Origin of the sequence: Nonomuraea composti (assembly GCF_012034275.1) — a bacterium.
In the GTDB taxonomy this organism is placed as follows: Bacteria; Actinomycetota; Actinomycetes; order Streptosporangiales; family Streptosporangiaceae; genus Nonomuraea; species Nonomuraea composti.
This window is the reverse complement of record NZ_JAATEP010000088.1, coordinates 1-17,160: the sequence shown is the minus strand read 5'-3', so window position 1 is coordinate 17,160 and position 17,160 is coordinate 1. Positions and strand designations below refer to the sequence as shown.

The 17,160-nt window shown below is 71.8% G+C and carries 16 protein-coding genes; 4 read left to right on the top strand and 12 right to left on the bottom strand.

What is annotated here, in order from left to right; all coding sequences use genetic code 11:
• Positions 1-5 precede the first annotated feature (5 nt).
• Positions 6-455: an RrF2 family transcriptional regulator gene (locus HCN51_RS54465; RefSeq protein WP_080042042.1), complete on the bottom strand. Its 450-nt coding sequence runs from the start codon at positions 453-455 to the stop codon at positions 6-8.
• Between the two features lie 159 nt (positions 456-614).
• Here HCN51_RS54465 and HCN51_RS54460 point away from each other — a divergent pair, with 159 nt between their 5' ends.
• A complete protein-coding gene (locus HCN51_RS54460; RefSeq protein WP_168021663.1) occupies positions 615-1,796 on the top strand; it encodes an ROK family protein in 1,182 nt (393 codons plus the stop codon).
• A 500-nt stretch (positions 1,797-2,296) separates the two neighbouring features.
• Here the strand turns inward: HCN51_RS54460 and HCN51_RS54455 are convergent, their stop codons facing one another.
• The 4 genes from HCN51_RS54455 to HCN51_RS54440 form a co-directional block, all read right to left on the bottom strand.
• A complete protein-coding gene (locus HCN51_RS54455; RefSeq protein ID WP_168021662.1) occupies positions 2,297-3,736 on the bottom strand; it encodes a glycoside hydrolase family 3 protein in 1,440 nt (479 codons plus the stop codon).
• Positions 3,737-3,801: 65 nt separating this feature from the next.
• Positions 3,802-4,653, bottom strand: coding sequence for an ABC transporter permease subunit (locus tag HCN51_RS54450; protein WP_168021661.1), 852 nt, complete (start codon positions 4,651-4,653; stop codon positions 3,802-3,804).
• Complete coding sequence (locus HCN51_RS54445; protein WP_168021660.1) at positions 4,650-5,663, bottom strand: carbohydrate ABC transporter permease; 1,014 nt, start codon at positions 5,661-5,663, stop codon at positions 4,650-4,652. Before HCN51_RS54445 ends, HCN51_RS54450 begins: the two co-directional genes overlap by 4 nt.
• Positions 5,664-5,665: 2 nt before the next feature.
• On the bottom strand, positions 5,666-6,988 hold the full coding sequence (locus HCN51_RS54440; protein ID WP_168021659.1) for an extracellular solute-binding protein: 1,323 nt from the start codon (positions 6,986-6,988) through the stop codon (positions 5,666-5,668).
• Positions 6,989-7,124: 136 nt separating this feature from the next.
• Here HCN51_RS54440 and HCN51_RS54435 point away from each other — a divergent pair, with 136 nt between their 5' ends.
• The 3 genes from HCN51_RS54435 to HCN51_RS54425 all read left to right on the top strand — a co-directional run bounded on the left by HCN51_RS54435 (position 7,125) and on the right by HCN51_RS54425 (position 10,097).
• Entirely contained in the window at positions 7,125-8,273 is a 1,149-nt protein-coding gene (locus HCN51_RS54435) for an ROK family transcriptional regulator (RefSeq protein ID WP_080042038.1), read from the top strand.
• A 12-nt stretch (positions 8,274-8,285) separates the two neighbouring features.
• A complete protein-coding gene (locus HCN51_RS54430; protein WP_168021658.1) occupies positions 8,286-8,936 on the top strand; it encodes a M15 family metallopeptidase in 651 nt (216 codons plus the stop codon).
• A 75-nt stretch (positions 8,937-9,011) separates the two neighbouring features.
• Positions 9,012-10,097 (top strand): carboxylate-amine ligase, encoded by a 1,086-nt coding sequence (locus tag HCN51_RS54425; protein WP_168021657.1) that lies wholly within the window; start codon positions 9,012-9,014, stop codon positions 10,095-10,097.
• On the opposite strand, the gene HCN51_RS54420 is transcribed toward HCN51_RS54425, so the two are convergent.
• The 7 genes from HCN51_RS54420 to HCN51_RS54395 all read right to left on the bottom strand — a co-directional run.
• The gene (locus HCN51_RS54420; protein WP_168021656.1) at positions 10,094-10,834 is read right to left on the bottom strand and encodes a sulfite exporter TauE/SafE family protein; all 741 of its coding nucleotides are present in this window, start codon (positions 10,832-10,834) and stop codon (positions 10,094-10,096) included. The two genes, HCN51_RS54425 and HCN51_RS54420, sit on opposite strands and share 4 nt — an antisense overlap.
• Positions 10,831-12,585: a gamma-glutamyltransferase family protein gene (locus HCN51_RS54415; RefSeq protein WP_168021672.1), complete on the bottom strand. Its 1,755-nt coding sequence runs from the start codon at positions 12,583-12,585 to the stop codon at positions 10,831-10,833. Before HCN51_RS54415 ends, HCN51_RS54420 begins: the two co-directional genes overlap by 4 nt.
• Positions 12,586-12,633: 48 nt before the next feature.
• Entirely contained in the window at positions 12,634-13,596 is a 963-nt protein-coding gene (locus HCN51_RS62825) for an ABC transporter ATP-binding protein (RefSeq protein ID WP_329607622.1), read from the bottom strand.
• A complete protein-coding gene (locus HCN51_RS62820; protein ID WP_080042034.1) occupies positions 13,593-14,558 on the bottom strand; it encodes an ABC transporter ATP-binding protein in 966 nt (321 codons plus the stop codon). The genes HCN51_RS62825 and HCN51_RS62820 overlap by 4 nt, the downstream gene beginning before the upstream one ends.
• Entirely contained in the window at positions 14,555-15,382 is an 828-nt protein-coding gene (locus HCN51_RS54405; RefSeq protein ID WP_168021655.1) for an ABC transporter permease subunit, read from the bottom strand. Before HCN51_RS54405 ends, HCN51_RS62820 begins: the two co-directional genes overlap by 4 nt.
• Positions 15,375-16,334, bottom strand: coding sequence for an ABC transporter permease (locus HCN51_RS54400; protein WP_080042032.1), 960 nt, complete (start codon positions 16,332-16,334; stop codon positions 15,375-15,377). The genes HCN51_RS54405 and HCN51_RS54400 overlap by 8 nt, the downstream gene beginning before the upstream one ends.
• Positions 16,334-17,160: ABC transporter substrate-binding protein (locus tag HCN51_RS54395; protein WP_206069029.1), on the bottom strand; the 827-nt coding region annotated here is incomplete at its 5' end. The genes HCN51_RS54400 and HCN51_RS54395, both read right to left, overlap by 1 nt.

Here is a 17,160-nt window from a genome sequence, read left to right as displayed (position 1 = left end):
TCAGATCAGTCCCAGGCGGCGGGGTCGGAGGCGAGCTGGCGGATGCGCTCGGGCAGCGCGCCCGACGAGACCTGCTCCAGCGTGACCTCCTCCAGGATCGAACGCTCAGTGGCCCGCAACGCGATCCACACCTGCTGCAGAGACTCCGCCGGCCCCCGGTAGCCGACGTGCTCCGGCCGCTCGCCGCGCACGTTGGCCAGCGGGCCGTCCACGGCGCGGATCACGTCGGCCAGCGAGATGTCGGAAGCCGGCCGGGCCAGCACGTAGCCGCCCTCCGGCCCGCGCTGCCCGCGCACCAGCCCGGCACGGCGCATCTGCAGCAGAATGTTCTCCAGGTATTTGGGCGGCATGTCCTGCTCCTTGGCGAGCTCGCCCACGGTAGTCGGGCCTGCACCGGCTGCGGCCAGTTCAGCGGCGGCTCGGAGGGCGTAGTCGACACGAGCGGATAGGCGCATGTTCTCGATTATCCCTCCTGGTCAACACTGGTTACGCGCAAGCCTGCCAGAATGAGCGCAAGATCCGTTTCCGTCGGGTGCGAAATCGGCGTTCACACCAGGCAGGAGACGGAGCGCTAAACTTCCAACAACCTTTTCGATTTGACGGTGGGATTCAGCGTGGAGCGACGCCCTGGTGTGCCCAGATTGCTCAGGGAGATCAACGACCGGGCCGCGCTGGAGCTGCTGCTGGCGACCGGCCCCATGACACGGGGGCAGATCGGCAACCTGACCGGTCTGTCCAAGGTCACGGCCTCGCAGACGCTGGCCAGGCTCGAAGAGCGCGGGCTCGTCGAAGTCGTCGGCACGCAGGCCGGCGGGCGCGGGCCCAACGCGGCCCTCTACTCCGTCATCCCCTCCAGCGCGTACGTCGCCGGCCTCGAAGTCGGGCCCGACCTGATCTCCACAGCCGTCGCCGACATCCACGGCAACACCATCGCCGAGATCACCGTCGACCCCGACGGCCACGACGACCCCGTCCCCATCGTGCACGGCGCCATCGTCAAAGCGTGCCGCAGCGCCAAAGTCAGCCTGTCCAAGCTGCGCGGCGTCGTCATCGGCACCCCCGGCGTCGTCGACCCGCGCAGCGGCGACATCCGCTTCTCCTTCGACCTGCCCGGCTGGCACGAAGGCATCCACGAAGCCCTCGCCGGAGACCTGCGCCGCCAGGTCACCATCGAGAACGACGTCAACCTCGCCGCCATCGCCGAACGCGCCGACGGGGCCGCCCAAGGAGTCGACGACTTCGTGCTCCTGTGGGCCAGCCGCGGGCTCGGGCTGGCCGTCACCCTCGGCGGCAAGCTGCACCGCGGCCGCTCCGGCAGCGCCGGCGAGATCGGCTACCTGCCGGTGCCCGGAGTGCCGCTGCCCGAAGACATCCGTACGCTGCCCGGGCGGCTGCCCTCCCTGGCCGGCGGGCTCCAGTCGCTCGTCAGCGCCGAAGCGGTGACCGAACTGGCCCAGGGGTACGGCTTCGCCGCCGGCAGCGCCAGCGAATGCGTCAAGGTCGCCGTGGCTGCGGGGGCCGAAGGGGAGCCCCTGCTGGACGAGGTCGCGCGGCGGCTCGCCTTGGGGGTCGCGGCGGTGTGCGTCATCCTCGACCCCGGGCTCGTCGTGCTGGCCGGGGAGGTCGGGCACGCCGGCGGGGCGGCGCTGGCGTCCCGGGTGGAGGAGGCGGTGGCCCGCATCTGCCCGGTACGGCCGCAGGTCGCCTCCACGACGGTCACGGACAAGAACCCCGTGCTGCGGGGGGCCGTGCTGGCGGCCCTCGACCAGGCCCGCGAGGAACTGCTGACCCCCTGAGACTCTCCCGCCGTACTCCGGCCGGGGTCCTTTTGGGGGAAGGGGGAGGCACGCGCCTGGCGGCGCGCTGCCCCCGGGCACGGGAAGCCGCGCCGGGCGGCACAGCGCCTGCCCACGTCGTGGCGGTGCAGCGCCGCTGACAACGGGAGGGGGCGCGTGGCGGCGCAGCGCGGGCGCGCTTGGCGGTACAGCGTCGCCGGGCGCGGGACGGGGTGCCTGCGGCGCGGTCCCACGGCAACGAGAGGGCGCGTCTGGGTGCGCACGGCTGCTAGGCGCAGAGTGGCGTGCCGGGCGGCACAGCGGCGCCTGGGAACGGGAAGGGGCGCGTGGCGATGCAGCGTCGCCGGCACTGAAGGCGCGCGTGGCGGTACAGCGCTGGCGTGCCTGGCGGTGCAGTGCCGCTGGGAATGGAAGGCGCGCTGGGAACGGGGAGGCGTGGGGGCGGCGCACGTGCGCGGGTGGTGGGGGTGCGCACGTGCGCCGAACCAGGCGCCCCCGTGTCAGGCGGTGAGGAGTTCGACGGCGGCCTGGGCGTTGGCGCGGGCGGCGCCGTACGTGGCGATGTAGGCGGCGCTCTCAGGGCGCCACACCGGCAGGCCCATTTCGATGACCGTCGTGTCCGGGCGGGCCGAGACCAGGGCGGTGACGAGGGCCTGGCTTTCGTGGTGGCGGTGGGCGTCCTTGACGACCACCACCAGGGAGCGGCCGCCGGCCTTGGCGAGGAGGGCGGGGGCGTCGGCGGTGGCGGGCTTGACGCGGACGATCTCCGCGTCCGGGAGCCACGGGCCGACGCCCCACGGCACGTCGCCGACGGCGATCGTCGGCGGGGTGTCGACCTCGATGACGAGGGGCCGGACGAGGGGGGCGGCGGAGCCGGTGAGGCGGACGGCGCGGCGGGCGGCGTGCAGGCCGATGCCGTTCGGCTCGGCGGTGACCTGGGGCGGTGTGGCGGCCCAGGCGCGCAGGGCGGTGACGCGGGCGGCGGCCTCCTCCAGGCGGGCGGCGGGCAGGCGGCCTTCGCGGACGGCCGTGACGATCTCGGCGATGATGGCCTGGACGTCGTCGTAGGTGGGCAGCGGCCCGAGGCACAGCAGGTCGGAGCCGGCGGCGAGGGTGAGCACGGCGCCGCCGGCGAGGCCGACGCTCCTGGTGATGGCGTGCATGTCGAGCGCGTCGGTGATGACCACGCCGTCGTAGCCGAGCTCGCCCCTGAGGAGCCCGGTCAGGGCGGCGCCGGACAGCGTGGCGGGCGTGGGGCCCGTCACGGCGGGCACCGCGACGTGCGCGGTCATCACCGACTTGGCGCCGGCGCCGATGGCGGCGCGGAAGGGCGCCAGCTCGCGTTCCCGCAGGACGTCGAGGCCGACGTCGACGACGGGGACGGCGAGGTGGGAGTCCACGCGGGTGGCGCCGTGGCCGGGGAAGTGCTTGACGCAGGCGGCGACGCGGACGGACTGGAGGCCCTCGACGGCGGCGACGGTGTGCCGGGCGACCAGGCCGGGGTCGGCGCCGAAGGATCGGGTGCCGATGACGGGGTTGTCGGCCTCGGTGTTGACGTCGGCGCTGGGCGCCATGTCGAGGTTGATGCCGCAGGCGGCCAGCTCGGAGCCGATGGCCCGGTAGACGTTGCGGGTGAGCTCGACGTCGTCGACGGCCCCCAGGGCCGCGTTCCCGGGGTACGGGCTGCCGACGTGGTAGGCGAGCCGCGTCACGTCCCCGCCTTCCTCGTCGAGCGAGATGACGGGCTCACCGGCTCCCCTCAGCGCGGTGGTCAGGCGGAGCACCTGGGCGGGGTCGGCCACGTTGAAGCCGAAGAGCGTCACGCCGCCGAGGCCGTGCTCCAGCTCGCGCAGCACCCAGTCGGGCGCCGTGGTGCCCTGGAAGGCGACGAGCAGTGTGCCGGCCGCGAGTCGGCGCAGCCCCCGATCACTCTGACTCATGGCTCCTCATCGTTGTCAAGGCATGGTGGAGTACGGTGCCGGGCGGCACCGTACGCGGGAGGTCGTCAGCCCTTCACGGCGCCGGCGGTGAGGCCGGCGACCATGCGGCGTTGCACCAGCAGGAAGAAGATGACGACGGGGACGGTCATCAGCGTCGAGCCGGCCATGATGGCGCCCCAGTCGACGCCCTTCTGCCCGAAGAAGTACTGCAGGGCGACGGGCATCGTGTATCCCTCGCTCCCCGACATGAGGTACAGGGCGAAGACGAGGTCGTTCCAGGCGGTGATGAACGAGAAGATGCTGGTGGCCACGAGCCCGGGCGCGACCAGCGGGAAGAGCACCTTCCAGAAGGTCGTCATGCGCCCGGCCCCGTCGATCCAGGCGGCCTCTTCCAGCGTCTTGGGCACGGCGGCGACGAACGTGCGCAGCATCCACACGGCGAACGGCAGCGTCAGCGCGACCTGGGTGATGATGAGGCCGATGAGCTGGTCGCCCAGCCCGACCCGCTTGACCATCATGTAGAGCGGGATGAGCAGGCCCTCGGCCGGCAGCATCTGCACGACGAGCAGCAGGATCAGGAACGTCGTGCGCCCCTTGAATCGGAAGCGGGCGATGGCGGTGGCCGACAGCAGCGCGAACGCCGAACCGATGAGCACGGTGCCGAGCGCCACGATGGCGCTGTTGCGCATGTAGAGCCAGATGGAGTTGTTCGCCACGCCCTCGGTGAGCACCCGCGCGAAGTGGTCGAAGGTGAAGTGCGTGGGGAACGGGATGAACTCCGTGGTGAAGATCTGGTCGTTCTCCTTGAAGCCGGTGGAGATCATCCAGTAGACGGGGAAGACCGCGTACAGGAAGACCAGGACGCCGGCCGCGTTCAGGAGGACCTTGCCGAGTCTCTTGCGGGCGAGGGGGGTCACATCTCCTCCTGCTTCACGATCTGCCTGACGTACACGACGGTGATGATCAGCAGGATGATCGTCAGCACGACGGAGATGGCCGCGCCGGTGCCGAGCTTCTGCGGCGGTTTGAAGGCCTCGGCGACGGCGTACATCGACAGGTTGAAGCCGTCACGGTTGGTGGGGCCGTTCATGAGCACGTAGAGCTGGCTGAAGCACTTGAAGTCCCAGATGATCGACAGGACCGTCAGCACGGCGAAGACCGGCTTCAGCATGGGCAGGGTGATCTTCCTGAACGTGTGCCACGCGCCGGAGCCGTCGACCTTGGCGGCCTCGTACAGCTCGGCGGGGATGCCCTTGAGGCCGGCCAGCACCGAGACCGCGATGAACGGGAAGCCCGCCCACACCACGCACACGGTCAGCGCGATGTAGAGGGGGATGGTGTCGTTGAGCCAGGGGGTGCCGGTCCAGCTCTCCTGGCCGGCGGGCGGGGCGGCGAGCCAGTCGGGCAGCAGGTTGAGCGCCCAGTTGACGATGCCGGACTCGGCGTCGAAGAGGGAGCGCCAGATGACGCCCTGCGCGACGGGGGGCACGGCCCAGGCGAACATGCAGCCGATGACCACGAACAGCGACATCTTCTTGCCGAGCTTGTTCAGCAGCACGCCCACGGCGGTGCCGACGATCAGCGTGAGGCTGACGGCGACGGCGGCGAAGGCCACGGTGTTGCGCAGCGCCGACCAGAAGATCTCGTTGTCGAGGATCTTCTGGAAGTTCTCCGTGCCCACCCATTCGGCCGGCCTGGTGCCCCTGATCTGCGCCAGGCCGACCTTCTGGAAGGCCATGACGGCGAGCTGGAACATCGGGTACAGCAGGAGGCCCGCGATGACGAGCAGGCCGGGGACGAGCAGGAGGTACGGGATGCTCCAGTTCGGCATCCCGCTGGGGCGCGCGGCCCGGCCGCTCTTGTTGCGCCGGTGCCCCGGGGCGGGGGAGGAGCCTGCGCCCCGGGCGACCGTTGAGGTGTTGGCCATCGCTACTGGTTCAGGATCTCTTCGAGTTCCTTGTTGGCGTCGGCGAGGGCGGTGTTGGCGTCCTTCTTGCCCTCGATGACGGCGCGGGCCGCGTTCTGCAGCACGGCCTTGGTGGCGTCGGCCTCGGACCAGTTGGGGTCGGCGGGGAAGGCCCTGGCCTTGGCGAAGGCCTGGGCGAACGCGCCCTGCGCCGGGTCCTCGTTCATCGACTGGAGGGTGTCGGGGTAGACGGGCAGCAGGCCGCCCTCCTTGGCGTACCGGTCGGCCCAGGTCTTGCTGGTGGCCAGCTTGATGTACTCCTTGCCCAGCTCGGCCTGCTGGGTGGTGCCCCACAGCGCGATGTCGTTGCCGCCGAAGAAGGAGGCGGCGACGCCGCCGGTCTTGGCGGGCAGCGGGAAGAAGCCGAGCTTGTCGCCCTTCAGCTTGCCCTTGGAGTCCTCCTCGATGCCGGCCAGGTCCCAGGCGGCGGTGAGGTACATCGCGACCTTGTCGTTGGCGAAGCGCTTGCGGATGTCCACGGTGTTGAGCGTCAGGTTCGCCTTGCTGGACAGGCCGTCCTGGACGAGGCCGGTGTAGGTGGCGAAGCCCTTCTGGAAGCCGGGCTCGGTGAGCTTGCCGACCCACTTGTCGCCTTCCTTGACGGCGTAGTCGCCGCCCTCGGACCAGGCGAACGCGGCCAGCAGGTGGTTGGCGTCGGAGCCGCCGTTGAAGGCGAAGCCGTCCACGCCCTTCTTCTCGGCCTGGATCTTCTTGGCGGCGGCGACGAGCTCGTCCCAGGTCTTCGGGACCTCGATCTTGAGGTCTTCGAACCAGTCCTTGCGGTAGAGCACCGCGCGGGCCCCCGCGCCCCACGGCACCGCGTAGATCTCGTTGTCCACGGTCTCGTAGCCGTAGAGGTTCTGGGGGATCTGTGCCCGGTCGCCCTCGCGGGCGATGTCGGTGATGGGCGTGAGCGCGTCCTGGCTCTGCCACATCGGCACCTGGTCGTTGCCGATCTCGGTCACGTCCGGGCCGGTGCCGGTGGTGGCGGCGGCGAACTTGTCCGCGACCTGCGGCCACGGGATCCACTCCAGCTTGACCTGCGCGCCGGTCTGCTTGGTGAACTCGGCGTTCAGCTCCTCCATGTACTTGGCCGCGGCCGGGTTGCTGTCGCCGAGCCGCCACACGCTGAGCGTCTTGCCCGCGTACTTGGGGCCGGAGGCGGCGGCGCCGCTGGGTGAGGACGTGGGGGGTTGTTCGCCAGAGCCACCGGAGCCACAGGCTGCCAGGCCCAGGGCCAGGGCGGCCGCGGTGACCGTGGTGGCTGTGATCTTCGCGATCCTCACAGGGTTCTCCCTTCCCGGGTGCCGGCCTACGGTCCGCACCAGGCTGATCGTCAAATCCGAACGATGCTGGTAAACTAACAAGAAACTTTCTTAAAAGAAACGCTCGTTAGCCGATCGTGACGAGAAGGGTGCGCCGATGAGCCGAGACCCGGGAACCCCCCGGTTGCTACGCCGGCTGAACGACCGCGCGGCACTCGAACTGCTCCTCGGGAACGGCCCTCTCACCCGTGCCGAGCTCGGTGAGCGGACCGGGCTCTCCAAGGTAACCGCAGGTCAGCTCCTCGCGCGCCTGGAGGAGCGGGGGCTCGTGGAGGTCGCCGGCGAGCGCGCCGGAGGCAGGGGGCCGCACGCCGCCCTGTACGCCGTGGTCCCGTCGAGCGCGTACGTCGCCGGGCTGGAGGTGCTGCCGGAAAGCCTCACGGTCGGTGTGGCGGACATCACAGGCAGGGTCGTGGTCGAGATCACCGTCAATCCCTCCGACGGTCGCGATCCGGTCAAGGCGGTGCACGCCGCCGTCCAGCGGGCGTGCGACGCCGCCAACGTCAGCCTGTCGCAACTGCGGGCGTTCGTCATCGGTACGAGGGGGGTCGTCGACCCCGCCACCGGCGACGTGCGCATCTCGGTGGACCTGCCCGCCTGGCACGTCGGCGTGCTGGCCAGCCTGCGCGAGACGCTGGGCGCCTCCGTGACCATCGAGAACGACGTCAACCTCGTCGCCCTGGCCGAGCACCGGCACGGCGCCGCCGTCGGCCACGACGACTTCGTGGTCATCTGGGCCGGCGTCGGCCAGGGGCTCGGCGTCATGCTCGGCGGCCGGCTGCACCGGGGCATCACCGGCGGCGCCGGCGAGATCGGCTGGCTGCCCGTCCCCGGCGAGCCGCTGCCGTCCGACGTCACGAGGCCGCAGACCGGCTCCTTCCAGCGCCTGGTGGGGCACGACGCCCTGCGCGGGCTGGCCGACGAGCGCGGCGTGAGCGGCCACACGGTGCCCGACCTGGTACGCGGCGGCGACGAGGCGTACCTGGACGCCGTGGCGGCCCGGCTGGCCCTGGGCGCCGCCGCCGTCACCGTCGTGCTCGACCCCGGCCTCATCGTGCTCAGCGGCGACATCGGCAGGGCCGGCGGCGAGCGCCTGGCGGCCAAGGTGCAGGAGGCCGTGGCCCGCGTGTGCCCGAGCCGCCCCACCGTCGTCACCACCAGGGTCGCGGGCAACCCCGTGCTGCGCGGCGCCCTGGTGGCCGCGCTGGAACAGGCCCGGGAGCAGGTCTTCTCCGACACTGTGTGAGAATTCTTGCCCATGTGGCAGTCCCCGAACGAAGTCGTGCTGATCTCGGACCCCCGCGTGACCTCGATCCCGGTGCAGGAGAGCGGCGAACCGCTCGCGGACGTGCGCGGGCGGCTGCGCGTGGACCCGCGCATGGCGGATGAGCAGGGCGCCTACGCGCACCTGCGGGCCGGGGTGCTCCAGCGCCTGGAGCACGCGGAGAGCCTGTTGCCCGACGGCTATCACCTGCTGATCGTCGAGGGCTACCGGCCCGTCGCGACCCAGCGCAGGATCTTCGACGAGTACCGTGCCACGCTGACCGGCCTGACGCCCGAGGAGTCGTACGTGGCCGCCAGCCGCTACGTCTCGCCGGTCGAGGTGGCCCCGCACACCGCCGGCGCCGCCGTGGACCTGACGCTGTGCGCCCCCGACGGCACCGAGTACGACATGGGCACCGAGGTCAACGACAACCCGGAGCAGAGCGACGGCGCCTGCTACACCGCCGCCCCGAACATCTCCGACGACGCCCGCGCCCACCGCAAGCTGCTCGCCGCTGCCCTGGAGCCCGCCGGCCTGGTCAACTACCCGACGGAGTGGTGGCACTGGTCGTACGGCGACCGTTACTGGGCGATGGCCACCCGCGCCCCGGAGGCAGTCTACGGACCCGTGGAGTTCACCCTCTGACAACCGGGTTTTCCGGGGGGTGAGGTAGGGGCACAACTCCCTACGGAGGGTTGGACTCCCCAACGAGGTGTGGGCATGGTTCCGCTCATCGGGATCGAGGAGGAGTACCTCATCGTCGATCCCCGCACCCGCCACGTGACTCCCCGGGCGGCCGAGGTGCTGGCCGCCGCGACGGACATGCTGGACGTGGTTCACGAAATCACCCGATTCCAGGTGGAGGCCCGCACGCCGCCCTCCGCCGACCTGAGCGAGCTCGGCTCGCAACTGCGTGCCGCGCGGAAGGAGGTGGCGGGCGCGGCCCGCTCGTGCGGCCTGGCCGTCGTCGCCAGCGGCATCCCCGTCCTCGGCAACGTCATGCCGCCGCCGCTCACCGACGACGTCCGCTACCACCAGGGCCGCACGCTCTACCGCGCGCTGCAGGACGAGATCAGCATCTGCGCCCTGCACGTGCACGTCGACGTGCCCGACCCCGAGCACGCCGTCTACGTGGGCAACCACCTGCGGCCCTGGCTGCCGACGCTCATCGCGCTGGCCGCCAACTCGCCGTTCTTCGTGGGCCGCGACACCGGCTACGCCTCCTGGAGGGTGATCAGCTGGGGCCGGTGGCCGGTCTCCGGCGCGCCGCCGTACTTCCCGTCGTTCGGGGCGTACGAGCTGGCCCTGCGCGCGCTGGGCGAGTCGGGCGTGCTGCTCGACCCCAAGACCGTCTACTGGGACACCCGGCCGTCGCCCCGCCTGCCCACCGTGGAGATCAGGGTGGCCGACGTGCCGCTCGACGTGGCCGACAGCCTCACCCTGATCGGGCTCATCCGCGCGCTGGTCGTCACCGCGCTGGGCGCCGTCGCGCGCGGCGACCGCGGGCTGCCCGTCCCGGCCGAGGTGCTGCGCGCCGCCTACTGGCGGGCCGCCCGCTACGGGTTGCAGGGCGACAGCCTCGACGTCCGGCACGGCACGCTCGTGCCGGCGGCGGTGCTGGCCGGGCGCCTCCTGGAGCACGTACGCCCGGCGCTGGCCGAGGCCGGCGACCTGACGTTCATCCAGGAGGGCCTCGACCGGCTGCTGCGCTCGGGGTCGGGGGCGATGCGGCAGCGGCGGGCGTACGCGAAGGCGAACGCCCTCGAAGAGGTGGTGGACGACCTCATCGAGGCGACCGTCGCCTAGTGCAGGGCGAGCGCGACGGCCACCCCCAGGCCGAACGCGACGACCACGCCCCGCAGCACCTTGGCGGGCATGAGCTTGGCCAGGCGGGTGCCGAGGAAGCCACCCACCAGGCTGGCCGGCGCGATCACCGCCGCGGCCGTCCACTCCACGGGCCCGAACAGGGAGAACGCGACGACCGAGACCGAGCTGACGACCAGCGACAGCACGGCCCGCACGGCGTTGACCCGGTGCAGGTTGTCGTGCAGGAACAGGCCGAGCACGGTCAGCAGCACCACGCCCATGCCGCCGTTGAAGTAGGCGCCGTAGCAGCCGCCGAGGAACACCCCGGCGTACACCATCCGGCTGGTCCGGCCATCGGCCTCGCCGCCGATGAGTTTGCGCAGCCACGGCTGCGCCAGCAGGGCGAGGCTGGCGAAGGCCACCAGCCACGGCACCATCGACTCGAACAGCTTGCCCGGCGTGAGCAGCAGCAGCGAGCTGCCCGCGCAGGCTCCCAGCACCGCCGCGATCGACAGCAGGACGGCCCTGCGCCGCTGTCCCTTCAGCTCGGCCCGGTAGCCGAGCACACCCCCCAGATAGCCGGGCCACAGCGCCACCGCGTTCGTGACGGTGGCGGTCAGGCCCGGGTAACCCAGCGCCAGGAGGGCGGGGAACGAGATCAGCGTCCCCCCGCCCGCCAGGGCGTTGACCACGCCGGCCAGCAGGCCGGCACCGACCAGGAAGAGCAGGTCGGTCATCGGCCGGCAGCGTAGCCCTGGGCGCCACGCGGGTTGGCGGCGGCCTTGAGGAACGCGCCGTCACGGGCGACCGCGCTCAGTCGGCCCAGCGACCACGGGCCCTGCACCTCGACCTCGTGCCCGCGCCGGCGCAGCTCCGCCACCACGCCTTCCCCGATGCGGTCCTCGACGTGCATGACGCCGGGGCGGGAGCCGCGCGGGAAGAACGAGCTGGGGAAGTGCTCGGAGTGGAACATGGGGGCGTCGATGGCCTCCTGGAGGTTCAGCTTGCCGTGGACGAGCGCGAGGAAGAAGTTCAGGCTCCACTGGTCCTGCTGGTCGCCGCCGGGGGTGCCGAACGCCAGCCACGGCTTGCCGTCCCTGAGCGCGAACGACGGCGACAGCGTCGTGCGCGGGCGCGCGCCGGGGCGCAGCGCGGTGGCCACCCCCTCCTGCAGCCAGAACATCTGGGCCCGGGTGCCGAGGCAGAAGCCCAGCTTCGGGATGGTGGGGGAGCTCTGCAGCCAGCCGCCGCTGGGCGTGGCCGACACCATGTTGCCGAAGCGGTCCACGACGTCCACGTGGCAGGTGTCGCCCTTGACCATGCCGTCCTTGGCGACGGTGGGCTCGCCGACGCCCTGGGGCTTGCGCGCGCCGGACAGGCCGGGCGCGTCGCTCGCGGTGCCCGGGCCGGGGAAGACGGGCAGCCGGGGCGCCCGGCCGCCGGGCGATCCCGGCCGCAGCTCCAGGCTGGCCCGGTCACCGATCAGGGTGCGCCGCTCGGCGTTGTAGGCCGGGCTCAGCAGGTCGGCCATGGGCACGTCGGTGTCGCCGTACCAGGCCTCGCGGTCGGCGAAGGCCAGCTTGGCGGCCTCCGTCACCGTGTGCAGGTAGTCGGCGCCGAGGAAGTCCATCCCGTCCAAATCGAAGCCGTCGAGCAGGGCGAGCTGCTGCAGGAACGCCGGCCCCTGACCCCACGGCCCCGTCTTGGCCACCGTGTATCCGCGGTAGTCGAAGGTCAGCGGCTCCTCCACCGACGCCGACCAGCCCGCCAGGTCGTCGCCCGTGAGCAGGCCGCCGTGCACCTCGCCCGAGCTGTCGCGCCACGCCGTCGTCGCGCTGAACTCGGCGATCGCCTCGGCGACGAAGCCCTCGTACCACGCCTTCCTGGCGGCGGCGAGCTGCCCCTCGCGGGTGCTCGACGCGGCCTCGGCCTCGGCGACCAGCCGCCGGTAGGTGGCGGCCAGCACCGGGTTGGCCAGCTTGGAGCCCGGCTTCGGAACGTTCCCATCCGGCAGCCACGTGGCCGCCGACGTGGGCCAGTCCTGCCGGAACAGCTCCTCGACCGAGGCGATCGTGCCCGAGATGCGCTCCAGCACCGGCACGCCGTGCTCGGCGTAGTGGATCGCCGGGGCCAGCACGTCGGCCAGCGACCAGGTGCCCCAGCGCTCCAGCATGAGCATCCAGCCGCCGAACGCCCCCGGCACGGTCGCCGCGAGCAGGCCGGTGCCGGGCACGACGTCCAGGCCGAGCCCGGCGAAGCGCTCGATGGTGGCCGCGGCGGGCGCCACGCCCTGCCCGCACACCACCGACACCTTCTGCTCGGCCTCGCTCCACAACAGGATCGGCACCTCGCCGCCGGGGCCGTTCAGGTGCGGCTCCGCGACCTGCAGCACGAACCCGGCGGCCACCGCCGCGTCGAACGCGTTGCCGCCGCGCTCCAGGACGCCCATGCCGGTGGCGGAGGCCAGCCAGTGCGTGCTGGCGACCATGCCGAAGTCGCCCGACAGCTCGGGCCTGGTGGTGAACAAGATCTCTCCTTACTTGGCCGCGTCGGGGACGCGGTCCGCCGTTACCAGGTGGCACGCGGCGGGGTGACCGCTGCCACGCGGGTCGTTCAACAGAGGTTCGGAGGTACGGCACTCGTCGTAGGCCAGCGGGCACCGCGTGTGGAAGCGGCAGCCGGACGGCGGGTCCATCGGGCTCGGCACGTCGCCGCCGAGCACGATCCTGCGCCGCTCCCGCTGCCTGGCCGGATCGGCCACCGGCGCGGCCGACAGCAGGGCCTGCGTGTACGGATGCCGCGGCCCGGCGAAGATCTCGGCCGTCGGGCCCGACTCCACAATCTTCCCCAGGTACATGACCGCGATCCGGTCGGCCAGGAACTCCACGACCGACAGGTCATGCGTGATGAACAGGCACGAGAACCCCATGTCCCGCTGCAGGTCGGTGATCAGGTTGAGCACCGACGCCTGCACGGACACGTCCAGCGCCGAGACCGGCTCGTCCGCCACGACCAGCTTGGGCTCCAGGATCAGCGCCCTGGCCAGCCCCACCCGCTGCCGCTGCCCGCCGGACAACTCGTGCGGGAACCGCTTGCGCATCTCCTGCCGCAGCCCGACCTTCTCCAGCATCGCCGCCACCCGGCCCGCCACCTCGCGCCGGTCGGTGACCTTGTGCCGCAGCAGCGGCTCGGCCACGATCCGCTCGATCGTGAAGCGCGGGTTGAGCGAGGAGAACGGGTCCTGGAAGACCATGTGCACGTCGCGGCGCAGCGGGCGCATCGCCCGGCGCGACAGGTGGGTGATGTCCCTGCCGCCCAGCTCGATCGTGCCCGCGGTCGGCTCGGTCAGGCGCAGCACGCACTTGCCGACCGTGGACTTGCCGCTGCCCGACTCGCCGACCAGGCCGAGCACCTCGCCCTCGCCGATCTCCAGCGACAGGCCGTCCACGGCCCGGACGGGGCCGTAGTGCTTGACCAGGTTGTCGATCCGCAGGATCACGACTGACCTCCGGGGTGGAAGCAGGCCGCCAGGTGGTCGTCGCCCTGGCGTTCGAGCGGGGGTCTGGACGCCCGGCAGTCGTCCTGGGCGAACCGGCAGCGGTCGTGGAAGGCGCACTGGTCGGGGTCCGACAGCGGCGAGGGCACCATGCCGGGGATCTCCGCCAGCCGGCCGTTGACGGCGGCCGAGGGCAGGGCGTTCATCAGCCCCAGCGTGTACGGGTGCCGCGGCCGCGCGAACAGCTCGGCCACGGGTGCCTGCTCGACCGCGCGGCCCGCGTACATGACCATGGCGCGGTCGGCGATGTCGGCGACCACGCCCAGGTCGTGCGTGATGAGGATGATCGCGGTGCCGAGCCGGTCGCGCAGGTCGCGGAAGACGTCCAGCACGCCCGCCTGGATCGTCACGTCGAGCGCCGTGGTCGGCTCGTCGGCGATCAGCACGCGCGGCGAGCAGGCCACCGCGATGGCGATCATGACGCGCTGCCGCATGCCGCCGGACAGCTGGTGCGGGTACTCCTTCATCCGGCGCACCGGCGCGGGGATGCCGACCAGCTCCAGCAGCTCCACGGCCCGCTGGTTCGCGGCCTGCCGCGACAGCCTCTCGTGCCGGCGCAGCACCTCGGTGATCTGGTAGCCGACCGTGAACGACGGGTTCAGCGAGGTCATCGGCTCCTGGAAGACGACCGAGACGGTCTTGCCGCGCACCTGCCGCATCTCCGGCTCGGGCAGCGTGGTCAGCTCGCGGCCGTCCAGCCTGATCGAGCCGGTCAGCCGCGTCGTCGCGGGCGGCAGCAGCCGGGGGATCGACATGGCGGTGACCGACTTGCCGCAGCCGGACTCGCCGCACAGGGCGAGGATCTCGCCCTCGTCCAGGGTGAGCGAGATGTCCCTGACCGCCTGGACGTGGCCGTCCTCGGTGTCGAAACCGACCTTGAGGTCGGTGATCTCCAGCAGGCTCATCGGTGGCTCCTCGGGTCCAGTACGTCACGCAGGCCGTCGCCGAGCAGGTTGAAGCCGAGCGTGGCCAGCGCGATCATCAGGCCGGGCCAGATCGCCAGCCAGGGCGCGTCGCTCAGGTACTGCTGCGCGGTCGTCAGCATCACGCCCCACGACGGGGTCGGCGGCTGCACGCCCAGCCCGAGGAACGACAGCGTGGCCTCACCGATGATCGCCGCCGGGATCGCCACCGTGGCCTGCACGATGAGCGGGCTGGCGCAGTTCGGCAGCACGTAACGGAAGATGATGTGCCCGTCGCCCGCGCCGTCGGCGATGGCCGCGGCCACGTAGTCCATCTCCCTGACGGCCAGCACCTCGCCGCGGGTGATCCGGATGATCGCGGGCAGCTGGGAGAAGCCCAGCGCCAGCACGACGCCCTTCAGCGACGGCCCGATGATCGCCGCCAGGCCCACCGCGAACACCAGGAACGGGAAGGCCAGCGTCACGTCCACCAGCCGCATCACGATCGGGTCCAGCCAGCGCCGGTAGAAGCCGGCGACCAGCCCGATCGGGATGCCGGCCACCATCGCCAGCAGCGTGGACAGCACGCCCGCCTGCAGCGAGACCTGGGCGCCGTGCGCGATGCGGGCGAAGGCGTCCCGGCCGAGGTCGTCGGTGCCCATCGGGTGCGCGCCCGACGGGGGCGCGAGCGTGGCCAGGTAGTCCTGCGCCGCCGGGTCGCCGGTCACCAGCGGGCCGAGCAGGGCCAGCAGGACGAACGCGACCACCAGCACCAGGCCCGCCATCGGCATCGGCCGCCGCCTGAAACGCCGCCAGTGCCTAGTCACGGGTGCCTCCCGACAGCCTGATCCGGGGGTTGAGGAAGGCGTAGGCGATGTCGACCAGCAGGTTCACCACGACGTACCCGATGACCGTGACCAGCACGACCGCCTGGATGACGGGATAGTTCCTGGTCAGCACCGCGTCCACGGTCAGCTTGCCGAAGCCCGGGATGACGAAGATCTGCTCGGTCACCACGGCGCCGCTGATCAGCGCGCCGAGCTGCAGGCCGAGCACCGTCACGACGGTCGTCAGGCTGTTGCGCAGCGCGTGCGCGCCCACCACCTTGGCCTCCGACAGGCCCTTCGACCGGGCGGTCCTGACGTAGTCGGCCGACAGCGCGCCCAGCATGGCCGAGCGGGTCTGCCGCATCAGGATCGCCGCGAAGCCCGTGCCGAGCACCAGGGCCGGCAGGATCATGCGCTGCAGGTTCCCGGCCGGGTCCTCGGTGAACGGCACGTACCCGGAGGCCGGCAGCACCCGCCACGTCACCGCGAACAGCAGGATGCCGAGCAGGCCCAGCCAGAAGTGCGGGATCGACAGCCCGGCCAGGCCGAAGCCGGTGGCCACGTAGTCGGCGAGCTTGCCGCGGCGGACGGCGGCCACGATGCCCGCCCCCACGCCGACGACGATCGCGACCAGCATGGCCAGCAGCGACAGCTCCAGCGTCACCGGCAGCCGCTCGGCCAGGATGTCCGCCACGGGCAGCTGGTCCTGGGTCGAGCGGCCGAAGTTACCGGTCAGCGTCTGGCCGACGTAGTCCAGGTACTGCGCCGGCAGCGGCTTGTCCAGGCCGAACTCCTTGCGGATGGCCTCGATCGCGGCCGGCGACGCCTCCTGCCCGGCCATCACCGTGGCCGGGTCGCCGGGCAGCGCCCGGATGCCCAGGAAGATCAGGACGCTGGACAGGAACAGCACGAGCACGGCCGATCCGCAGCGCCGCAGGATGAACCAGAGCATCAGGCGGCGAACCCGGCGGTGACGAAGCGGGGCAGGCCGTCCTTGAAGTACTGGACGCCGGCCACGGTCTTGTGCATGCCGAGGTAGTACAGGTTGTGGTACAGGTACACCACGCCGCGCAGCTCGGCGGCCTTCTTCATGGCGCTGCCGTACAGCTCGGCCCGCTTGGCGACGTCCGTCTCGGCGGCGGCCCGCTTGATCGGGTCGTCGATGCCGGGGTCCGACATGCCCGCGTAGTTGTTGCTGCCCTGGGTGGTGACCAGGTTCGTGAGGTTGCCGTCCGGGTCCACGCGGCCCGACCAGCCGCTCAGCAGCACGTCGAACTTGCCGGCCTTGCCCTGCTCCAGCACGCTGACGAACTCGGCCGTCTGCACGCTCACGTTGAAGCCCGCCTCCTTGGCCATCGACTGGATGACCTGCGCCAGGCGCTGGTTGACGGCGTCGTTCGGGGTGGCGAGGGTGACCGGGATCGGCGTGGCCACGCCGGAGGCCTGCACGAGCTGCTTGGCCTTGGCCAGGTCCCGCTTGGGGCAGGTCAGGTCCTTCGGCCGGTACGGGCTGTCCACCGGGACGGGGTAGCAGTCCACCTGGTGCAGCCCGTTGTAGACGGCCTTGTTGATCGCGTCGCGGTCGAGCGACAGCTCGAACGCCTCGCGGAGCTGCGGGCTCTTGCCGAGCGGCGTGTCGATCGGGCCGGGCTTCTCGGTGGAGCCCTTGGCGTTGCCGATGTTGATCTGGAAGCCGTAGTAGCCGAGGCCGCCGCCGGACACGACGGTCAGGTTCTGGTCGGCCTGCACGCCCGCGACGGTGTTCGTGGCGAGCTGGT

Bases quoted from the DNA above. Each gene is read 5' to 3' on its own strand.
- HCN51_RS54430 (WP_168021658.1), top strand. From the start codon at position 8,286: ATGTGGCAGTCCCCGAACGAAGTCGTGCTGATCTCGGACCCCCGCGTG.
- HCN51_RS54465 (WP_080042042.1), bottom strand. From the start codon at position 455: ATGCGCCTATCCGCTCGTGTCGACTACGCCCTCCGAGCCGCCGCTGAA.
- HCN51_RS62820 (WP_080042034.1), bottom strand. From the start codon at position 14,558: ATGAGCCTGCTGGAGATCACCGACCTCAAGGTCGGTTTCGACACCGAG.
- HCN51_RS54455 (WP_168021662.1), bottom strand. From the start codon at position 3,736: ATGAGTCAGAGTGATCGGGGGCTGCGCCGACTCGCGGCCGGCACACTG.
- HCN51_RS54445 (WP_168021660.1), bottom strand. From the start codon at position 5,663: ATGGCCAACACCTCAACGGTCGCCCGGGGCGCAGGCTCCTCCCCCGCC.
- HCN51_RS54435 (WP_080042038.1), top strand. From the start codon at position 7,125: ATGAGCCGAGACCCGGGAACCCCCCGGTTGCTACGCCGGCTGAACGAC.
- HCN51_RS54420 (WP_168021656.1), bottom strand. From the start codon at position 10,834: ATGACCGACCTGCTCTTCCTGGTCGGTGCCGGCCTGCTGGCCGGCGTG.
- HCN51_RS54400 (WP_080042032.1), bottom strand. From the start codon at position 16,334: ATGCTCTGGTTCATCCTGCGGCGCTGCGGATCGGCCGTGCTCGTGCTG.
- HCN51_RS54425 (WP_168021657.1), top strand. From the start codon at position 9,012: ATGGTTCCGCTCATCGGGATCGAGGAGGAGTACCTCATCGTCGATCCC.
- HCN51_RS54415 (WP_168021672.1), bottom strand. From the start codon at position 12,585: ATGGTCGCCAGCACGCACTGGCTGGCCTCCGCCACCGGCATGGGCGTC.